We start from the raw sequence: 20,922 nt of genomic DNA on the forward strand, positions 1-20,922 counted from the left end.
CGAAAAAGAAAAGTAGTGACCACCAATTCAAGGCATTGGATGCATAAATACAACAATCTAATTAAAAGACTGGTAGTTAACGGGCCTGAGCAGGTATGGGTAAGTGATATCACTTATATCCAGCTTAGAAAGCAATGGGGATACCTGAGCCTGATCACGGACGCCTATTCGAAGAAGATCATGGGCTGGGCTTTCAGGAAAGATCTGTCTGCACAGGGCTGCATAGATGCCCTGCGAATGGCTATAGCTGATCGAAAATATCCTCAGAACAAACTGATTCATCATTCTGACAGAGGATCGCAATATTGTAGTAAAAGCTATGTAGAGATACTTACAGATGGAAATATTGCTGTAAGCATGACTGAAAATGGAGATCCGTATGAGAATGCCATAGCGGAGCGGGTAAATGGCATACTAAAAGCAGAGTTTGACTTATATGGAGCACAAACAGGGCTAAGGGAAACCACGAGAAAGATCAGAGACAATATCCAGGTATATAATCAGATAAGACCACATGCCAGCTGTGACTATCTTACACCTGAACAAGCCCACCTTAAACAGGGAGAACTGAAAAAAAGGTGGAAGTGTAAAAAATATAAATCAGATCAAAACACAAATGTATAGTTCACACAGAATTACCAAATTTGGATGTATAGTCAATTCAAAATTAAATCAATAACCTGTATAGCTATATAAGGATAAGACACAGTTAATAACTAAATCTGGTCTTGTTCGTGTCTTGTTCATCTCTCGTTCGTCTCTTGTTCGGCAAGCTGCAATTAATATATGGATGAAATACGATCGAAAGATGTGTGAATTGTAACGTAGTTATAGCTTAATAAACTCTTTACCTTTTATATAACAGCTGCAATGTAAGCCCAAATAGAATTTAGGATCAGAAATTTAAGAAACGACACTAGATATTTGAACTAGAGAATAAAGCTATTGAAGCTAAAAGTGACTGGAATTGTATTCTACAATATATACCTAAAACTAAGTATTGTAGCCTCGTAATTTCCTAAAATTTGAGTGCAATCATTTAAAAAATTAATAAAAAAAATGTATAAAATTCATCTCAGGTTTGGATTTATGCTTTAATTATAGCTTTATTTGCACAAAAACGTATTCATGGCCAAAAATTTATTAATCGTCGAATCACCCGCAAAAGCTAAAACCATAGAAGGCTATTTAGGAAAAGATTTCCTTGTGAAATCTAGCTATGGCCATATTCGGGATTTAGCCAAAGGCGATATGGCTATCGATATTAAGAATAATTTTGCCCAAACCTACGAGGTGCCTGCCGACAAGAAAAGTATGGTTGCCGAATTAAAAAAATTAGCCAAGGAAGCCGAAATGGTATGGCTAGCATCCGATGAGGACCGTGAGGGAGAAGCCATATCGTGGCATTTATTTGAAACTTTAGGACTTAAAGCTGAAAAAACAAAACGTATTGTTTTTCATGAAATTACAAAACCAGCGATTTTAAAAGCCATTGAAAGTCCTAGAAGTATAGATTATAATTTAGTAAATGCACAACAAGCTCGTCGTGTTTTAGATCGACTTGTTGGTTTCGAACTTTCTCCAGTTTTATGGAAAAAAGTAAAACCGTCACTTTCTGCTGGCCGTGTACAATCTGTTGCGGTGCGCTTAATTGTAGATAGAGAAAGAGAAGTTCAGCAATTTAATGCGGCTGCCGCTTATAAAATAACAGCACAATTTTCTACTGGTAAAGGAAGGGAAGTTGTAAAAGCAGAATTACCACACCGTTTCGAAAGCGAAGTAGATGCAGAAAAATTCCTTCAGGATTGTGCTACAGCAAAATTCAACATTACCAGTTTAGAAACTAAACCTGCTAAACGAAATCCAGCTGCTCCATTTACCACCTCGACATTGCAACAAGAAGCTTCTCGAAAATTAGGTTTTTCGGTTGCCAGAACCATGCAAGTTGCGCAAAGATTATATGAAGCTGGAAAGATTACTTATATGAGAACGGATTCGGTAAACTTATCGGATACGGCTTTATCAGCTGCAGAACAAGAAATTAAATCGGCCTATGGTAATCAATACCATCAGCCAAGAAAATATAAAACGAAATCTGCTGGCGCTCAAGAGGCTCACGAAGCCATTCGCCCTACTTATTTCGACAGACACACAGTTGATGGTGATATTTCGGAAAAACGTTTATACGATTTAATCTGGAAACGTTCCATCGCATCGCAAATGAGCGAAGCATTGTTCGAAAAAACAACTGCTCAAATCACTGCATCGACCAGAAAAGAGCATTTAGTTGCTGAAGGCGAAGTGTTAAAATTCGATGGTTTCTTAAAAGTTTATTTAGAATCTACGGATGATGATGAGAGCGAAGAGAAAGAAGGTGGCTCTATCCTACCACCTTTAGCCAGAGGACAAGAATTATTTTTAAATGAAATGCAGGCGACAGAGCGTTATTCTCGTCCGCCAGCACGATATACAGAGGCCAGCTTAGTTAAGAAATTAGAAGAACTCGGGATCGGTCGTCCATCTACTTATGCGCCAACAATTTCTACGGTTCAAAATCGTGGATATGTGGTTAAAGAAGATAGAGATGGTAAACAGCGTAAATTTACAGCTATCGTTTTAGCAAACGGAACAGTTAAAAAAGATTTAAAAACTGAAATTACGGGTGCTGAAAAATCGAAGCTCTTCCCTACGGATATAGGCGAAGTGGTTAACGATTTCTTAGTTGAACATTTTAAAGGGATTGTCGATTTTAACTTTACGGCAAACGTTGAAAAAGAATTTGATGAGATTGCACAAGGTTTACAAGAGTGGACAAAAATGCTGCACTCTTTCTATAATCCTTTCCATTTAGAAGTAGAAAACACATTAGAAACCGCTGAACGTGCTACAGGCGAAAGGCTACTTGGACTAGATCCTGCAACTGGTAAAAACGTTTACACTAAAGTTGGTAAATTCGGACCGCTAGTTCAAATTGGTGAACAAGATGACGAAGAAAAACCACGTTACGCTAGTTTAATGCGAAGCCAATCTGTAGCAACCATTCAATTGGACGATGCTTTAGAACTATTTAAACTTCCATTTCCTCTGCCTGATTTTGAGGGTAAGGAGGTAATGATTGGGGTTGGTCGTTTTGGTCCATATGTTAAATGGGGCGAAAGCTTTATTTCTCTACCTAAAAACGAAGAACCATTATCGGTTACTTTTGAAAGAGCTGTAGAAATTATCAAACAAAAAATGGATGATGATGCACCAATTGCACATTACCAAGGCTTGGGTGTAACAAAAGGTAAAGGTCGTTTTGGCCCTTTTATTAAATGGAACGATTTGTTTATCAATATCCCTGCTAAAGGTTACGATTTCGATAATTTATCTCAAGAAGATATTGAAACTTTAATTGGCAAAAAAGTAGAAAAAGAAGCTAACCGTTTCATTAAAGTTTGGGATGCTGAAAAAATCTCTATTGAAAATGGCCGTTGGGGACCGTTTATCCGTTTTGGTAAGTTGATGCTAAAATTAAGAAACAACGAGTTAACTAAACAAAAATATACAGCAGAAGAGTTAGCTGATGTTGATTTGGAAATGATTAAAAAGATGATTGTAGAGCAAGTACCCAACGCTTTCGAAACCAAGAAAAAAGCGCCAGCTAAAAAGAAAGCACCAGCTGCTAAAAAAGCTGTGGTGAAAAAGAAATAGATTGTCGGTTTTTTAGTTGTTTGGTTTTTTAGAACATAATATATCTAAAAAACCAAACAACTAAAAACTAAAAAACAAATATGAAAGCCGATTTACCAGAAAATACAGTTGAAGATATTGCGATGGCCGTTGTGCTGATGGGCGAAACACCAGAGGTAAAAAACTGGACGGTTTATTTAGTTAACCTGAAAAACGAACCAATCAGTAATGTTTTAATTAGTTCCAAAGGTTACGGAGAAAAAGATGGGAAACAAGTTAAAACATCTGTTTTAAGGCATTTTATTGGCGATATGGCCGCTAATGATTTTAAAGGCGTTGAAGCAATTGACCCAGAAGTTTTCGGTTTAACTAATGAATACTGGCTAAGCTATTATATCGGTTCTACCATTTACGATAAGAAATTTATATTCCTGCCAGAAAGTATTGTTGATACCAATTTAATTAAAATCCCCTTGGTAAACAGACCTGGTGTTATGATAAAGTAAGTTATAAGTTTTAGGTTATAGGTTTTGAAAAACGTAAAACTTATCACTTAGAACGTACAATGTTAAAGCACCTTAACCGCTTGTCTGCCTAATAACTTCCAACCTGCCTTCTCTTTACTCCAGATTAGCAAAATATACAATTTAACATTTCCAGGAACATTTTTATCGTTAGTTTTCGCATTTAATGTATGGCGGACCAAGGCTGTTTTATTTTGAATAATAACTGTTTGATCCGTTAGATTAATATCGACAAAATCAGATTCAGCAGAAAGTAAAGAATGTAAAAACTCTTGTTTGCTCTGAATTTTTCCGCTCGAATGTCCATAACTTAAGTTAGGCAGAATTAACTTGTCCAGCGCCAAACTATCTGGTTTAATCATCAAATTAGTTAATTTAGTTACTGCCTCTTCTACTCCTGCATTCTGAGCAAAAGAAAAATTAGCACAAAAAATTAAGCTCGAAAAAATTAATAGCTTCTTGATCATATCTGGTTGAATTGGGTTGATTTTGTAAACATATCTAAATCAAAGCAAATGCGCAAACTCAATTTTAGATAAGTCTTATCATTTGGACTTTAGCGGGGTTATTCGAAATTAGGATTTGTATATTGACGAATAATCAAAAAACAGTTACGTATATCGTTTCTAACCTAGCAAATAGCAATCAGACATTTGTAGAATAAAAATATTTAACAGATTTACACATCCATTTAAATCTAAATCTATTGAATTCTTGAAGAAAAATGATATTTCAAACCAAATCTTCACAACCTCCTAATTTTCAACATAATTAATTTTAATGCAAATTTTAGTTAATTTTCAACCACATCTACTTTAAAATTTCAAAAATGGAACAACCATCTACTTACCAATCGTCCTCCAAAAAGAAATTTATTTTCATAGGCTTACTTGCAGTTTCAATTGCTGCAATCGCCTTTGTTTTTTTTAATCGAAAGAAAAAAACAAATGAGGATAATCAAGCTTATGCAAAATATATCGAAGCTTATACGTCTGGAACGATTTCAAAAAAGAGTTTTATTCGCGTTCATTTAGCCAACGCAGCAACGGGAATGCAAGATTTAGGCAAAGCCGATTCTCGTGATCTGTTTGATTTTTCGCCATCTATTTCTGGAAAAACGTATTGGATTGACCCGCAAACAGTAGAATTTAGACCTGATGAAAACTTAAAACCAGGTAAAGAATATGAGGCGACTTTTAAACTTTCTGATGTTTCGGATACAGAAAAAGGCTTGGAAGATTTCGATTTTGAATTCAAAGTGATTACACCTGGTGTAATGCTTTCGCAAAATGGTTTGGTGTCGCAAAACAATACTTCTTTAGATTATATGAAATTAACTGGAGAAGTGGCAACTGCTGATGTGGAGGAAACATCAAAGATTGAGAAAATTATTGAATTAGATTTTGACCAAAAATTAAAGGTAAAATGGCAACATGATCCTGCTAAAAACACCTCAAAGTTTACGATCGATAGTATTAAGAAAAAAGCATCTGATCAAAACTTAAAATTAAATTGGGATGGCGATGCCATTGATGCTGAACAAAAAGGTGAAGAGGAAATTCGGATTCCAGCTTTAAATAAGTTCGAAATTTTAAACATGAAAGCTATCCAGGGTGAAGAAGATTATGCTTTGGTACAGTTTTCTGAACCGATTGGTGTTGGTCAGGATTTAACAGGTATGATAACGCTTGGAAACCTGGGTGATTTGCGCTATACCATTGATGGCAGTCAGGTTAAGGTTTATGCTGCCGAAAAACTGAAGGGCAATTACACGTTAAATGTTAACAATGGTGTAGAAAATATCAATGCTAAAACCTTAACTGGTGGCAAAACAGCTAATCTTGTTTTCGAGGATAAAATTCCATCGGTTACCATTGCAGGCGGTGGAACAATTTTACCAAATTCGGGCAAATTGGTTTTACCTTTCGAAGCCATCAATTTAAAGGCTGTTGATGTTACGGTAATTAAGATTTATGAAAATAATATCCCTCAATTTTTCCAAACCAATAGTTATAAAGATGGTAACGAATTGCGTCGTGTTGCAAAGCCGATTCTACAGAAAACGGTACGTTTAGATGAAGATAAGGCATTAGACCTGCATAAAAAGAATCGTTTTACCTTAGATTTAGATAAAATGATTCGCACAGAGCCTGGCGCAATGTACCGCGTAACGATTGCTTTCAGGCAGGAATACAACGCTTATAACTGCAAAGTAAACGATGAAAAAGTGGAGGGTGATGACGAAGGTTATTATGACGAAGAAGGTGGTAATTACGGCGAAAAGATAGATGAAGATGATGATTTCTGGCAACGCTACAACAATTATTACCCACAAAATTACCGTTGGAATGATAAAGACAATCCTTGCACACCTTCGTTTTACACTAATGAACGTTGGGCAAGTAGAAATCTAATCGCATCCAATATCGGGTTAGTTGCAAAACGTGGCAACGACAACAGTATGCTTATTGTCGCTACCGATTTATTAACCGCAAAACCTTTGAGTGGAGTTAATTTAGAGCTTATGGATTACCAAAAGCAAATTATTTTCACCACAAAAACCGATGGCGATGGCTTTGCAAAATTTGATTTGAAACGTCAACCATTTTTATTAATTGCCAAAAACGGTTCAGAACGCGGTTATCTAAAATTAGATGATGGAAGTTCGTTACCATTAAGCCGTTTTGATGTTGGTGGTGATGTTGTACAAAGCGGTTTAAAAGGTTTTATTTATGGAGAACGTGGTGTTTGGCGTCCAGGAGATAGTTTATTTGTTTCTTTCGTTTTGGAAGATAAATTAAAAAAACTTCCCGCAAACTATCCAGTTACTATGGAATTTTACAATCCGAAAGGACAGCTTTATAAACGTTTAATAAATGGAAAGCCTGTAAACGGATTTTATACTTTTAAAACTGCAACCGAAAATACAGCGCCAACTGGTAACTGGATGGCTAAAGTTAAAGCTGGTGGCGCAACATTTACCAAAACATTGAAGATAGAAACGGTAATGCCGAACCGTTTAAAAATTGATTTTAATGTTGGTAACAGAACTTATTTAACCGTTGGGACTTCTGCATCTACCCTATCCGCAAAATGGTTATTTGGTACTCCTGCACAAAACCTAAAGGCTAAAGTTGATGTAAACTTAAATACTACCGAAACGAAATTTAAAGGTTTTGAAGGTTTTAGCTTTGATAACCCAACCGTTAATTTTGAATCTCAGGTAAAAACCATTTTCGAAGGCACATTAAATGGCGCTGGAACTGCTCAAATCAACACCAATTTAAACGAAAATAATACTGCTCCTGGTGTATTAAGAGCAAACTTTACCACTAAGGTTTTCGAACCTGGAGGCAACTTCAGCATCGATAACTTTAGTATACCTTATCATGTTTACAGTAGCTATTTAGGTATTCGTCCTGAAAAAGGTGATAAATTAAGTGGTATGCTGGTAACAGGCAAAGACCATAAAATTGAAATTGTAAATGTTAACACTGATGGAAAGCTTTTAAGCGGAAGTAAAACGGTACAAATTGAAGTTTACAAAACGCAATGGCGTTGGTGGTGGGAACAAGACAATCAATATACGTATGCAAATTTCACACAAAATCAATACAACAAACTTGTAGAAACACATCAGGTAAATTTATCAAATGGTAAAGGAAGCTGGAATTTACGTATTGATGAGCCAGAATGGGGGCGTTATTTAATCCTGGTTCGCGATTTAAATGGTGGGCATGTTACTGGAAAATCTGTCTATATAGATTGGCCAGGTTGGGCACAACGGGAACAAGGCGCTAATCCTACCGAGGCATCCATGCTATCGTTTACAGCTAACAAAGAGAAATTTACCGTAGGTGAAGAAATTACACTAACCATCCCAACGGCTAAGGATGGTAGAGCTTTAATTTCTATCGAAAACGGCAGCAGAGTTTTAAAAACATTCTGGATTGATACCAAAACTGGACAAACGCAATACAAATTTAAGGCAGAGAAAGAAATGGCGCCAAATGTATTTGCCAACATCACTCTGCTACAACCACATGCACAAACGGTTAACGATTTACCAATCAGAATGTATGGCGCAATTCCACTTTCAATTGAAGACCCACAAACAATTTTAAAACCAACCATTAAGATGTTGGATAAAATTAAGCCCGAAACTGAAAATACTATTACCGTTGGCGAGCAAAACGGCAAAGCCATGACTTATACAATTGCTTTGGTTGATGAAGGATTATTGGATTTAACACGTTTTAAAACACCAGACCCACACAGTGCTTTTTACGCCCGTGAAGGATTAGGCGTTAAAACCTGGGATTTATTCGACTATGTATTAGGTGCCTGGGGTGGTAATTTGGAACGTATTTTAAGTATTGGTGGAGATGGAAGTATCAACAAAAACTTAAATCCTGCTAAGGCAAACCGTTTTAAAGCCGTGGTTAAATTTATGGGGCCATTTACAGTTGGCAAAGGCGAAAGCAAAACACACAAATTCAAATTGCCACAATATATAGGGGCTGTAAGAGCGATGGTTGTTGCTGGGCAAGATGCGGCTTATGGTTTTGCAGAAAAATCTGTTCAGGTTAAAAAGCCTTTAATGGTTCTGGCTACGCTGCCTCGCGTTATTGGCCCTGGCGAAACTTTTACTTTACCTGTTACGGTTTTTGCTACAGAAAATAATCTTAAAAACGTTTCCGTTCAGCTCCAAGCTAGTAATTTAATTGTCCAAGGAACGAATAAACAACAGCTTTACTACGCAAAAACTGGCGAGCAAATGGCCTATTTCGAAGTGAAAGCTCCTAATACTGTTGGTATTGCAAAGGTTAAAGTAATTGCACAAAGTGGTGCTGAAAGAACTGATTACGATGTAGAAATGGACATTCGAAATCCAAATCCTTATGTAACCAATGTTGTTTCTGCAACAGTTCAACCTGGTCAAAAATGGGCGATAAATTATCAGCCTATCGGGATGACAGGAACAAATTCAGGGACCCTTGAAGTTTCTTCTATACCTGCAATTAACCTAAAAAAACGTTTGAGTTATTTAATTCAATATCCTCATGGATGTGTTGAGCAAACAACTTCGGGCATTTTCCCACAATTGTTTCTTGACAGACTAAGTCCACTAAACGAACAGCAAAAGGCGAAAACTGAATCGAACATCAAAGCAGGAATTACCCGATTAAAAGGTTTCCAGACTACAGATGGTGGGTTATCATATTGGCCTGGTGAAGGAAGCTCTGATGAATGGGGAAGTAACTATGCTGGTCATTTCTTGGTAGAAGCACAAAATGCAGGTTACACTTTGCCTGTCGGATTACTGGATGAATTGTTGCGTTACCAAAAAACAAAAGCTACAAATTGGGCACCGAATAGCAACAATTTTTATGGTGGCGATTTATCTCAAGCTTATCGTTTATACATGCTTGCACTAGCTAAAAAGCCCGAAATGGCGGCGATGAACAGGTTAAAAGCTTTCGAATATTTATCGGTAGCGGCGAAATGGAGACTGGCAGCCGCTTACAAACTGGCTGGACAAGGTAATGTTGCTCAAAATATGATTAGTGGTTTAGATACCTCCATTCAATCTTATAGGCAATTGGGTGGAACTTACGGATCCGATGTTAGAGATGAAGCCATGATTTTAGAAACCTTAACTCTTTTAGGTCAGAAAGCTAAGGCAGCAAGCTTATTGCAACCTTTGGCGGCTAAATTGGGAGAAACTACCTGGTATAGCACTCAAACGACAGCTTATAGTTTATTGGCTATTGCGAAGTTCTGTGGTTCAAATCAATCATCTAATAAATTGCAATATCAATATGTTTTGGATGGGAAATCAGCTCCTGTAAGTTCTAATCAATACATTAATAGCACTGCTGTTAACTTTAAAGGAGGCACGGCATCGGTTACCAATAGTGGCAGTAATGTACTGTTTGTACGTTTAGTTTTAGAAGGACAACCAGTTGCTGGTCAGAATAATTTCTTACCAAACCGCCCTGATGTTTTAGATATGAATGTGGCTTATAAACGTTTGAATGGTACACCTTTAGATCCAACAACTTTAAAACAGGGAACCGATTTTTATGCAGAAGTTACGGTAAAAAATCCTGGCAGAATGGGCTATTATGAACAAATGGCACTAACACAAAGTTTCCCATCGGGATGGGAAATTATCAATACCAGAGTAAATGATAACCAAAGTATGTTAGCATCCTCCCCTTTTACTTATCAGGATATTCGTGATGATCGTGTTTTCACTTATTTTAATATCCGTGAGAATGAAAGTTTGGTTTATAAGGTGTTATTGAATGCTTCTTACACTGGCAGGTATTATTTATCTGCTGTTCAATGTGAGGCAATGTATAACAATGATATTTCTGCTACGCAGGATGGAAAATGGGTTCAGGTGGTGAAATAAGATAAATTGACCTGCGGAGCTTTCATAAATAAACTTCGCAGGCTTCTCTAAGCTTATTAGAATTATTGTCATACTGAATTCGGCAACTTGATAATATGGTAAACTATAATAAACACAGATTGCTTCGTACCTCGCAATGACTTATATAACGGTCGTCATTGCGAGGCACGAACCAATCTTAAAGCGAATTACCTACGTTTTTATATACAAATAAAGAAATATAAATGCGAGGTTGAATACCAAAATCCACCGGCTCGGTTCTTTTCCTCACTAACTGAATTATAAAAAGAACTTACTTAATCGTTCGTGATGAGGAACTGAGATAAAAAAGTATTAAAATCAATGAATAAATCAACTGCCTCGGTTCGTGCCCTCACGAAACGAAACATAAACCACATTTAACTTAATTGTTCGTGAGGACACGAACCATGGCGGCACAACAAAACTATGCCACCAGAGTACGAAGCAAAATTTACAATCGCCTCGGTTCGTGTCCTCACGAAACGAAACATAAAACTAAGTTTAATTTAATGGTTAGTGAGGACACGAACCATGGCACATAACAAGACAATGGGCAACAGAGAGTACGAAGCAAAATTTACAACCGCCTTGGTTCGTGTCCCCACGAAACATAACATAACCAAATTTAACTTAATGGTTCGTGAGGACACGAACCATGGCACATAACAAGACAATGGGCAACAGAGTAAGAAGCAAAATTTACAACGCCTCGGTTCGTGTCCTCACGAAACGACATAAACCAAGTTTAATTTAATGGTTCGTGAGGACACGAACCGGTAACATAACATAACAACGGCAACAGAATACGAAGCAAAATTTACAACCGCCTCGGTTTGTTTACTCACGAAACGAAACATAAACCAAGTTTAATTTAATGGTTGTGAGGACACGAACCATGGCACATAACAAAACAATGGCAACAGAATACGAAGCAAAATTTACAACCGCCTCGGTTCGTGTCGCCACGAAACGAAACATATAAAACCAAATTTAAATGTTCGTGAGGACACCAACCATGGCAGCACAACAAAACAATGGCAACAGAATACGAAGCAAAATCTACAACCGCCTCGGTTCTTTTCCTCACGAAACGAAACATAAAACCAAGTTTAATTTATGGTTCATGAGGACACCAACCATGGTAACAAAACCATGCCACCAGAGTACGAAGCAAAATCTACAACAGCCTCGGTTCGTGTCCTCACGAAACGAAACATAAACCAAGTTTAATTTAATATAATTGTTCGTGAGGACACGAACCACGGCGGCATAACAAAACCATGCCACCAGAGTACGAGGCAAAATCTACAATCGCCTCGGTTCTTTTCCTCACGAAACGAAACATAAAACCACGTTAATTCAATTGTTCGTGATGATACGAACTGAGATAAAAAAGCACCAAAATCAATGAATAAATCCCCAAAAGCATTCCTTATTTCAGATATTTCTTGCGTTGCACTGCTTTTGGTATTTTTATTTTTACTTCCTGCGAAGCTTTTCAAATCACCAACTTCATTTATTATCGAAGCAAGTAATGGTAACTTACTAAGTGCCGCAATTGCGAGCGATGGACAATGGCGCTTTCCTGTTGCAGATTCTGTACCTGTAAAATTTAAAGATTGCATTATTGCTTTTGAAGATAAAAGATTCTACAATCATTTGGGAGTAGATTTTTTGGCAATGAGTAGGGCCATGCGACAAAATCTCAAAGCTAAAAGCGTAGTTAGCGGTGGAAGTACGTTGACCATGCAAGTTATTCGATTATCACGAAAGCAAGACCGAACCCTTTGGCAAAAATTGTATGAGATTATTTTAGCTTTTAGATTAGAATTAAAATATTCAAAAGAAGAGATTATTGGCCTTTATGCTGCAAATGCACCATTCGGCAGTAATGTTGTAGGCTTGGAAGCAGCGAGCTGGCGCTATTACGGACGTGATGCAAAAACACTTTCCTGGGGCGAAATGGCAACATTAGCTGTTTTACCAAATAGTCCGTCGCTTGTACATCCAGGTAAAAACGCTACTCGGCTAATTAAAAAACGAAACGATTTACTGGATAAACTCGTCAAGCTCAAATACATCGATCAATCTACAGCTAACCTATCTAAACTTGAACCTGTTCCGGGCAAGCCATTGCCCCTACCACAAAACGCACCTCATCTGTTGAACCGTTTTAAGGTAGAAAGAGCAAATTTAAAAATCAATTTGACCAGAATTAAATCGACTTTAAATGAAGATATACAACTAAAAGTAAATTCAATTCTGAAAAGATATAATAACCGTTACCGAGCAAATGATATCAATAACATTTCGGCTTTGATATTAGATGCAAAAACTGGAAATGTGGTTAGTTACGTTGGCAATATCTATCAACCAGAAAACGCAGATTTGCAGAGTCATGTAGATATGATTAAAGCACCGCGAAGTCCTGGTAGTACGTTAAAACCACTTCTTTACGCCAGTATGTTAAACGATGGTTTTATTTTACCACACACTTTGATTCCCGATGTGCCTACTCAAATTGCAGGCTACTCGCCACAAAATTATGACTTAGGCTATGATGGAGCAATTGCTGCAGATAAAGCTTTAAGTCGTTCGCTGAATATTCCTGCGGTTAAAATGCTGCAACAATACAAATATGAAAGGTTTTACGATAAACTTAAAAAACTTGGCATTGGAACTTTAAATCAACCCGCCGACCATTATGGTTTGTCGTTAATTTTGGGTGGTAGCGAGGTTACCATGTGGGATTTAGCCAACACCTATATGAGTATGGTTCGAACGCTAAACCATTTTAATACATACAAAGGTTTATACAATCCGGAAGATTATAAACAAGCTACCTATTTTGAAACCGATAAAAAAGAAAGCCAGGATTATCAGCGCAATTCGTTTTTAGATCATGGTGCAATTTGGGCAACTTTTAATGCTATGGAAGAAGTGATGCGTCCTGGCGATGAAGGGTTGTGGGAACAATTTTCATCATCGCAGAGGGTGGCTTGGAAAACAGGAACAAGTTTTGGCTTTCGCGATGCCTGGGCTGTTGGTTTAACGCCAAATTACGTGGTTTGCGTTTGGGTTGGCAATGCCGATGGAGAAGGTAGACCAGGTTTGGTTGGGATTGAAGCTGCCGCTCCTGTTTTGTTTGATATTTTTAAATTATTACCTAACGGAAAATGGTTTGAAACACCAAAAACTAAACTAAAAAAAATTAAAGTTTGTAAGCAAAGTGGTTATAAAGCTGGCGAAAATTGCATTGATATTGTAGAGGAATTGGTGCCCACGGCTGGAGAAAAAACCACTGACTGCCCTTTTCATAAACTAATACATTTAGATAGAACGGCCACTTACCGAGTTACCGACCAATGTGAAAGTGTAACCAATATGCAGCACAAAAGTTGGTTTATTTTACCACCAGCTATGGAGTATTATTACAAAATTAAAAACAGCGATTACAAGAGCTTACCTCCTTTTATGGCGGGTTGCGATATTTCTGGGGGCAATAACGTAATGGAACTTATTTATCCAAAAAATGGGGCAACTGTTTACATTCCTTTAGAATTGAATGGTTCGCGTGGCAAAATTGTATTAAATGCAGCGCATCGAAATCAAAGCTCGAAAATCTACTGGCATATTGACAATGAATATGTAGCTACAACGACAAACTATCATCAACTGGCAATTAGTCCACCACCTGGAAAACACACTTTAACGCTCGTGGATGAAAATGGAGAAAGGTTAGTGCAGGTTTTTACAGTTTTGGATAAGGAAAGAAAGCAAAAAGACTAAAGTATTAGAAATAACCACGCTTGAACACCGAAAAATTCAGATTTGGGTAGGTTAATTATACCTGGGAGAACAGTGCAGGGATTATCAGAGTTAAACATTATATCCAATCACCTAAGTTGAAAATTGGCTGTAGGGAATATGGAAGACTAACCAACTTGCGATTCATTGTCGTTGACATTAATAAGCGGTATCCGATATAGCATTGAGTTTCTTGCAAAAACTTGAGTTTAATAAACCTGATAGAGTGAAAATACTTTTAAATAGCAGTAACCTTGCATGCACGATCATGCTGAGGCACGAAGCAACTGCAACCTATAGAAAAGTTGCTTCGGGTTCAGTATAACAGAACTTTTTAAAAGATTGAAACGATAGCAGGACTGCTGTAACCGATTATTGCAGAACATTGCTTTCCAAAAAATCAGCAAGCTAAAAAAATTAAATCTCTGTTTTTGTTACCACCAATTTTCTTTCAATCGTGCCATAAACAATTAAATATTGTGCAATCATATAGGTTGCCATAATTAAAACGCCAGCTTGTGGAATGGGCTGTGCAAATTTATTTATTGCCAAAGCACTATCTGATAACAGAAAAAATAATGCACCATATAATATAAGTTTATAACTAAAAATATTCACCTTACCATAACGATTTGCAGCCATTATGGCCATAAAAGTGATGATAATAGCATAAATTAAAACTGCAAATTGCATTGCTCCTAAAAATGGTTGTAGATAAAAAAACAAGCCTACGCAAAATATAATTAACGCACCAACAACCCACAAAAAGAAGGGATTTTTATAATTTGGATTTGATTTATGGTCGAGAATGAATGCCCTAATGTAAAAAATATGGCAAAGTAAAAATGCAATTAAGCCAAAAATAAAAAAACTTGGTTGGCCCGATTGTAGCATAAGCAAAACATCGCCAGCAAGCCCAAAAATTAAACCTGTAAAAATACGTTTATGAAATTTTCCTTTTAAATTGGTACTGCTGTAAAGCCACACTAAAAGTGTTACTACAATTAGTGGTTTTGAGAAATTACGTAGCTGACTGTTTCCAGCGGCCTCAGCATATAGCTGAATGATGTAAACAACCGCGAAAATAAAAGAGAATAACTTAGTTTTCATTAGAATTGGGATTTTCCTTTTGCAAATTTACAAACCAAATTACAGATATTAACTGAATGGCGATGAATATTACCTGATAACCAATCGGGAATTTTAAAATTACAGCCAATGCTATGGCTAAACTTAACCTCGAAAATTCGAATTTAATTTGCCACTTTTTTTCTTCAAGCAAACCACCGCAGGTTATTAATGTTAAAATTGTAAATACTGTTCCAAAAATTACTGGAATAGTTTCCATCTGTGTATAAGAAAACAATATAGCCGAACCAGCAGCCAATGCAACAATAAATTGCACTAAAACATAACCAGTAAGTTTAGATTGATATTCGGGATTGTACTTTTTATATAGCTTCGCATTAATTTCTGGTGCTTGCTGAAAGCCTCCTAAATGTTGAGGAAACCATCCTGGAGGTTTTATAAATACTTTAATCTTATCGCTAATTTTTGGCGATTGTTTGGCTGTTTTTATTAAATCATCCCAATAATGCAAGTTGGCCCAAACAGGATTCCAGCTAGCTAAAGGTTTAGTGATGCCATAGTAAACTTCTTCTTCTTCCTTTTGAAAGGTACCAAAAAACCGATCCCAAATTATAAGCGTACCCGCGTGGTTTTTATCAATATATTTTGGGTTAGAGCCGTGATGAACGCGGTGATGTGATGGCGTGTTTAAGATGTATTCTAAAAACCCCATCGATTTTATGGCTCGGGTATGAATCCAGAACTGATATAATGTATTAAAAGAACTTAATGTTAAAAACATAATTGGGTCGAAACCAGCAAAAGCCAATGGCAAATAGAAAACCCAGCTAAACCAACCTTGAAACCAGCTTTGTCGCAAGGCTACAGTTAAATTATATTCTTCCGATTGATGATGAACGATGTGTGCCGCCCAAAGTGCGTTAACCTGATGGCTCATTCTATGAAACCAGTAATAGAAAAAATCTACGCCGATAAATAAAATAATCCAAATCCATATCGTTTTAGGCATATCGAAAAACCGCCAATGTTCGAAAATGTATTTATATCCAAAAAACAGTGCTGTTTTCATGAAAATACCCGTTAGCTGCTGCCCTATTCCCTGACTTAAATTTGCAATACTATCGTTTAAACGGTAATAGTTTAGTTTTTTATAAAAATTGTAAGCTAATTCTATCCCAATCAGGATAAAAAATACAGGCACAGATAACGCAATGTAATCCACTTTCATAGCAACAAGAAATATATTTGGTTAGAAATATTATTGTACAATTTAATAAATATCTGCCTAAGCCCAAACATTCTTCTTTAAACATTGTATTAGCATTGTTCATTTAGTTAATTAAATATAAATATCAATTGAAAAAGGTACTGGTTGTAGATGATGATCCCGATATTTTAGAAGTTTTTCAGCTTGCTTTAGAGTCTGAAAATTATACTGTTTACCCGCTATTATCGCCAAGATTTATTTTTAAAACCATTAAAGAGTTTAATCCAGATTTAATAATTCTGGATATTATGTTAAATGGAATGGATGGAAGAGAAGTTTTTAAACAGTTGAAATCTTCTCCAGAAACGGATAAAATCCCTGTAATAATGGCTTCGGCCAGGTATAAAGAAAGCTACATTTCATCGCAAAAGCATAATCCCGATGATTATCTAGAAAAACCTTTTAATATGACAGAGATGCTTCAGAAAGTAAACAGATTAACAGAAAATTAGAAAAACACATATGAAATTAAAATTATTAACGCCGATTGCGATACTATTAATAGCCCTATCGTTAAATGTTAAAGCGCAAACTGGCCGACCAGATAAACTTTACTCCTTAAGTGGAATCGGTTTCGCTTTTCCAATGGGAGAAACTGCTGATTATCTTAAACCTAAATTCTCCACATCTTTAGGTTTAAATTTAGGTTTAGGAGATGGAGGGTTGTTTCTCTATCCGAAGGTTAGCTTACATGCTTTCGAGTTTAATCAGATTACACCAGATGCAGGCTATACATATAATATAGAAAAAGGAAGAGCCACCACTTATTTACTAAACGTTGCTTTAGGTTATAGAAAAATTGTAGATAAATGGGCCTTTTATGGTTTCGCTGGTGGTGGTGGTGGTTTTATTCTAACTCCACAAGCAGCCGTAAATGCACAATCTTTACAAGTGACAATGGATAACAAAACCAACGGCATGGGGATGATCGAAGCAGGTGGCGGTATAGAATATAACCTGGGTGGTGCCAATTTGTTTGCTGAGGTTAGTTACATGTACGGATTTACTAAAATCCAAAACAGAACTTTTAATACCTTACCCATTAGCATTGGTATTAAACCTAATTTAAGCAAATTGTTGAGCAAACTTTAAGCTACAAGGACTCAAAATGATAATAAGCGATTACGGTAATACGTTGTCGCTTTTTTTGTTTTAAAAATATATTGAAAACACTTTTATTACTAATTATTTTAGCATAAATTTGTATTCAGATCATTTTGATGTTATACGCAATTGTAGATATAGAAACCACAGGAGGCCATGCTTCGGCAAATGGAATAACAGAAGTTGCCATAAATATTCATGATGGTAATCAAACTGTAGAGCGCTATACTACCTTAATTAACCCTAAGCGTGATATACCTGTATATATTACAGCATTAACAGGTATTGATAATGAAATGCTTCAAGATGCACCTATTTTTGAGGATGTAGCCTTACAAATCTATCAGTTGTTACACAATAAAATCTTTGTAGCTCACAACGTTAACTTCGATTATTCTTTCTTAAAGCACCATTTGGCAAACGCAGGTTATGATTTGCAATGCCGAAAACTTTGTACTGTACGCTTAAGTCGGAAGGTATTTCCTGGTAAGATTTCTTATAGTTTAGGGAAACTTTGCAATGCCTTACAAATTCCCATTAATAACAGGCACCGTGCATCGGGAGATGCAGATGCAACAAGCATACTTTTTAACTTATTGTTAGAAAACGATTCGGAAGGTATAATTGCAGAAATGCTAAAAAAAACATCAAAAGAACAAGTTTTACCTCCGAATTTAGATAAAGCCGCAATTATGAAGTTGCCTAATCAACCTGGCGTTTACTATTTTAAAGATAACAAAGGGAAAATTGTTTATGTGGGCAAAGCGAAAGATTTAAAGAAAAGAGTAACCAGTCATTTCACGGGCAACCAACCAAACAGACAAAGACAAGATTTTTTAAGAACCATACATCATGTAGATTATGTTACCTGTGGAACGGAATTAATGGCTTTAATTTTAGAAGCCAATGAAATTAAGCGCCTTTGGCCCGAAAATAACCGAGCCATGAAACGTTACGAGCATAAGTATGATTTATATATTTTCGAAGACCAGAATGGTTATTTGCGATTAGCCATTGATAAGCATAAAAAAAACAATAAAGCGTTTCAAAGTTTTAATAACTTATTAGAGGGTTACAACTACCTAAATATGCTGGTCGAAAAGTATCAGCTTTGCGCTAAACTTTGTTACTTGCAAAAAACGGCTTCTAAATGTATTGCTCATGAAAATGGACAATGTTTTGGTGCCTGTAGCGGTATAGAAACGGTTGCAGTTTACAACAAACGGTTAAATGCGGCTCTAGATGATATTCAGCGGTTACAACCTAGTTTTGCTTTGGTAGATGAAGGCCGAAAAGAGGAAGAAATGAGTTGTTTGGTTGTTGAAAAAGGAATATTTTATGGGATGGGTTATTTTACGGATAAAAACTATCTTAGTGATGGCCTGGCTCCAATAAAGGAGAGCTTATCCATTTATCAATCCAATAGTTATATTATTAACCTAATTCTGAATCATGCAGAACAACATCCGCAGAAATTGTATAAATTATAATTTTTGATAAATGTTTCTGTATTTCTAGTTTCAGAACAAGGATAAATAGGTGTAAATTTGTCGAATGAAATTTTCAATAGCAGCACTATTGAGACATTAATTTAAAATTATGAATATATTTAGTACAGAAGCATTCAGAGAACTTGCACTATCTTTTGATGAAGTAACAGAGGCACCAAACCTTGGTAAAAACACATTCAAAGTAGACGATAAAATTTTTATTACTATTGATAATACCAATGCAAAAGCCATTTTTAAGTTATCAGTAGCCGATCAAAATTTATTTTCTGATTATGATCCATCTGCCATCTACCCTGCTCCTGCAGGTTGGGGTAAGCAAGGCTGGACAATTTTTGAAATTAACTTTATCGAAGCAGAAAAATTAAAAGAAGCCCTTACTAAATCTTACTGCAGTGTTGCGCCAGAAAAATTTGCAAAAAAATACAGTAAATAGTAAAATCGTTTTGTCTCAAATACCCCTTTAAGTTTTCTTATTTTAGTATGCTATCCAAAAATCGGATGCATATCTTTACATACAACAAAATATAAAATGTTATGACAAAATCGCTTTGGATAAACCTTCCTGTAAAAGATGTAAATAAATCAAAAGAGTTCTTTACAAAAATTGGCTTCACTCCAAACGACAGGTATGGCGTTAGAGAAGACTCGGCCTCTTTAATGGTTGGAGAAGGTAATTTGATCATTATGCTATTCGAGAAATCACTTTATGAAACTTTTGCAGGATCTGAAGTATCCGACAATATTTCGGGAACAGAAGTTTTATTCTCTTTTGATGCAGAAAGCACCGAAGAAGTTGATGAACTGGCACAAAAAGTTTTAGATGCTGGAGGAGAGCTTTATGGCAAACCTGGCTATAAAGATGGTTGGATGTATGGCTGTGGTTTCGTCGATTTAGATGGACAAAGATGGAGTATTCTTTATATGGATATGGCTAAAATGCCATTGGGTTAATCTACCCGAATATTTTATTTTTAAAACAAAGTATGCTTAGTATTTGCTTGTTTTATTAAGAAACATCCGAAAATTTAGAAATAAATATCATGGAAAAGAAACCCTTAATCGTAGAAAGCATATATGATGTACCAACTGAAAAAGTTTGGAATGCATTAACAGATAACAGTGAAATTAAAAAGTGGTATTTTCAATTGCAGGATTTCAAACCTAAAGTTGGTTTTAAATTCGATTTTTTAGGTGGCCCTGATGAAGGTCCTCAGTTTTTGCATTTGTGCGAAATTACCCAAATTGAAGAAGGAAAAAAGATTGCTTACACTTGGAAATATGACAATTATCCTGGCAATTCAGAAATTACCTGGGAACTTTTTGAAGCTGGAGATAAAACCAGATTAACTTTAACGCACATTGGTTTAGAAAGCTTTGCCGAAAACGGAAAAGACTTCAGCAAGGAAAGTTTTAAAGGCGGCTGGAACTATTTTCTAAATGATGCTCTAAAAAAATACCTGGAACCAGTAGATTAAAAATTATTTAGGTCGCAGTTTATTAACTGCG

Annotated in this window: 14 protein-coding genes; 11 read left to right on the plus strand and 3 right to left on the minus strand. The window is 36.2% G+C overall.

All coding sequences use genetic code 11. The features are described from left to right. The 3 genes from ABD692_RS00005 to ABD692_RS00015 all read left to right on the plus strand — a co-directional run. Positions 1-624: IS3 family transposase (locus tag ABD692_RS00005; protein WP_344763957.1), on the plus strand; the 624-nt coding region annotated here is incomplete at its 5' end. 504 nt (positions 625-1,128) lie between these two features. Beyond that, entirely contained in the window at positions 1,129-3,693 is a 2,565-nt protein-coding gene (gene topA / locus ABD692_RS00010) for a type I DNA topoisomerase (protein WP_344763959.1), read from the plus strand. Between the two features lie 80 nt (positions 3,694-3,773). Further along, positions 3,774-4,178 (plus strand): hypothetical protein, encoded by a 405-nt coding sequence (locus ABD692_RS00015; RefSeq protein WP_316758823.1) that lies wholly within the window; start codon positions 3,774-3,776, stop codon positions 4,176-4,178. Positions 4,179-4,240: 62 nt separating this feature from the next. Here ABD692_RS00015 and ABD692_RS00020 read toward each other — a convergent pair whose 3' ends face one another. Then, positions 4,241-4,663, minus strand: a complete 423-nt coding sequence (locus ABD692_RS00020; protein WP_316758821.1) for a nuclear transport factor 2 family protein — start codon at positions 4,661-4,663, stop codon at positions 4,241-4,243. A gap of 362 nt (positions 4,664-5,025) precedes the next feature. On the opposite strand from ABD692_RS00020, the gene ABD692_RS00025 reads away from it, so the two are divergent. Further along, positions 5,026-10,617, plus strand: a complete 5,592-nt coding sequence (locus ABD692_RS00025) for an MG2 domain-containing protein (protein ID WP_344763966.1) — start codon at positions 5,026-5,028, stop codon at positions 10,615-10,617. Positions 10,618-12,045: 1,428 nt separating this feature from the next. Continuing rightward, the gene (gene pbpC, locus ABD692_RS00030) at positions 12,046-14,427 is read left to right on the plus strand and encodes a penicillin-binding protein 1C (RefSeq protein WP_344763968.1); all 2,382 of its coding nucleotides are present in this window, start codon (positions 12,046-12,048) and stop codon (positions 14,425-14,427) included. Between the two features lie 435 nt (positions 14,428-14,862). Here the strand turns inward: pbpC and ABD692_RS00035 are convergent, their stop codons facing one another. Both ABD692_RS00035 and ABD692_RS00040 read right to left on the minus strand, forming a co-directional pair. After that, complete coding sequence (locus tag ABD692_RS00035; RefSeq protein ID WP_344763970.1) at positions 14,863-15,555, minus strand: lysoplasmalogenase; 693 nt, start codon at positions 15,553-15,555, stop codon at positions 14,863-14,865. After that, positions 15,545-16,762, minus strand: a complete 1,218-nt coding sequence (locus tag ABD692_RS00040) for a sterol desaturase family protein (RefSeq protein WP_344763972.1) — start codon at positions 16,760-16,762, stop codon at positions 15,545-15,547. Before ABD692_RS00040 ends, ABD692_RS00035 begins: the two co-directional genes overlap by 11 nt. A 128-nt stretch (positions 16,763-16,890) precedes the next feature. Between ABD692_RS00040 and ABD692_RS00045 the strand changes: the two genes are divergently transcribed. From ABD692_RS00045 to ABD692_RS00070, 6 genes are all read left to right on the plus strand, one after another. Continuing rightward, the gene (locus ABD692_RS00045; protein ID WP_316758810.1) at positions 16,891-17,253 is read left to right on the plus strand and encodes a response regulator; all 363 of its coding nucleotides are present in this window, start codon (positions 16,891-16,893) and stop codon (positions 17,251-17,253) included. Positions 17,254-17,263: 10 nt separating this feature from the next. Then, positions 17,264-17,893, plus strand: coding sequence for a hypothetical protein (locus ABD692_RS00050; RefSeq protein ID WP_344763975.1), 630 nt, complete (start codon positions 17,264-17,266; stop codon positions 17,891-17,893). Positions 17,894-18,021: 128 nt separating this feature from the next. Then, complete coding sequence (locus ABD692_RS00055; protein ID WP_344763977.1) at positions 18,022-19,395, plus strand: exonuclease domain-containing protein; 1,374 nt, start codon at positions 18,022-18,024, stop codon at positions 19,393-19,395. A 109-nt stretch (positions 19,396-19,504) separates the two neighbouring features. Then, positions 19,505-19,849 (plus strand): MmcQ/YjbR family DNA-binding protein, encoded by a 345-nt coding sequence (locus tag ABD692_RS00060; RefSeq protein ID WP_344763979.1) that lies wholly within the window; start codon positions 19,505-19,507, stop codon positions 19,847-19,849. A 101-nt stretch (positions 19,850-19,950) separates the two neighbouring features. Next, complete coding sequence (locus ABD692_RS00065) at positions 19,951-20,367, plus strand: VOC family protein (RefSeq protein WP_316758801.1); 417 nt, start codon at positions 19,951-19,953, stop codon at positions 20,365-20,367. 89 nt (positions 20,368-20,456) lie between these two features. Next, positions 20,457-20,891 carry an SRPBCC family protein gene (locus tag ABD692_RS00070; protein ID WP_344763981.1) on the plus strand — a complete coding sequence of 145 codons (435 nt, stop codon included), beginning with the start codon at positions 20,457-20,459 and terminating at the stop codon, positions 20,889-20,891. Positions 20,892-20,922 lie beyond the last annotated feature (31 nt).

Origin of the sequence: Pedobacter ginsengiterrae, assembly GCF_039537385.1 — a bacterium.
Classification (GTDB): Bacteria; Bacteroidota; Bacteroidia; order Sphingobacteriales; family Sphingobacteriaceae; genus Pedobacter; species Pedobacter ginsengiterrae.

Coding starts and splice junctions, on each gene's coding strand:
- ABD692_RS00040 (WP_344763972.1), bottom strand. CDS start 16,762: ATGAAAGTGGATTACATTGCGTTATCTGTGCCTGTATTTTTTATCCTG.
- ABD692_RS00015 (WP_316758823.1), top strand. CDS start 3,774: ATGAAAGCCGATTTACCAGAAAATACAGTTGAAGATATTGCGATGGCC.
- ABD692_RS00070 (WP_344763981.1), top strand. CDS start 20,457: ATGGAAAAGAAACCCTTAATCGTAGAAAGCATATATGATGTACCAACT.
- ABD692_RS00060 (WP_344763979.1), top strand. CDS start 19,505: ATGAATATATTTAGTACAGAAGCATTCAGAGAACTTGCACTATCTTTT.
- ABD692_RS00055 (WP_344763977.1), top strand. CDS start 18,022: ATGTTATACGCAATTGTAGATATAGAAACCACAGGAGGCCATGCTTCG.
- ABD692_RS00035 (WP_344763970.1), bottom strand. CDS start 15,555: ATGAAAACTAAGTTATTCTCTTTTATTTTCGCGGTTGTTTACATCATT.
- ABD692_RS00050 (WP_344763975.1), top strand. CDS start 17,264: ATGAAATTAAAATTATTAACGCCGATTGCGATACTATTAATAGCCCTA.
- topA (WP_344763959.1), top strand. CDS start 1,129: ATGGCCAAAAATTTATTAATCGTCGAATCACCCGCAAAAGCTAAAACC.
- ABD692_RS00025 (WP_344763966.1), top strand. CDS start 5,026: ATGGAACAACCATCTACTTACCAATCGTCCTCCAAAAAGAAATTTATT.
- ABD692_RS00065 (WP_316758801.1), top strand. CDS start 19,951: ATGACAAAATCGCTTTGGATAAACCTTCCTGTAAAAGATGTAAATAAA.
- ABD692_RS00020 (WP_316758821.1), bottom strand. CDS start 4,663: ATGATCAAGAAGCTATTAATTTTTTCGAGCTTAATTTTTTGTGCTAAT.
- pbpC (WP_344763968.1), top strand. CDS start 12,046: ATGAATAAATCCCCAAAAGCATTCCTTATTTCAGATATTTCTTGCGTT.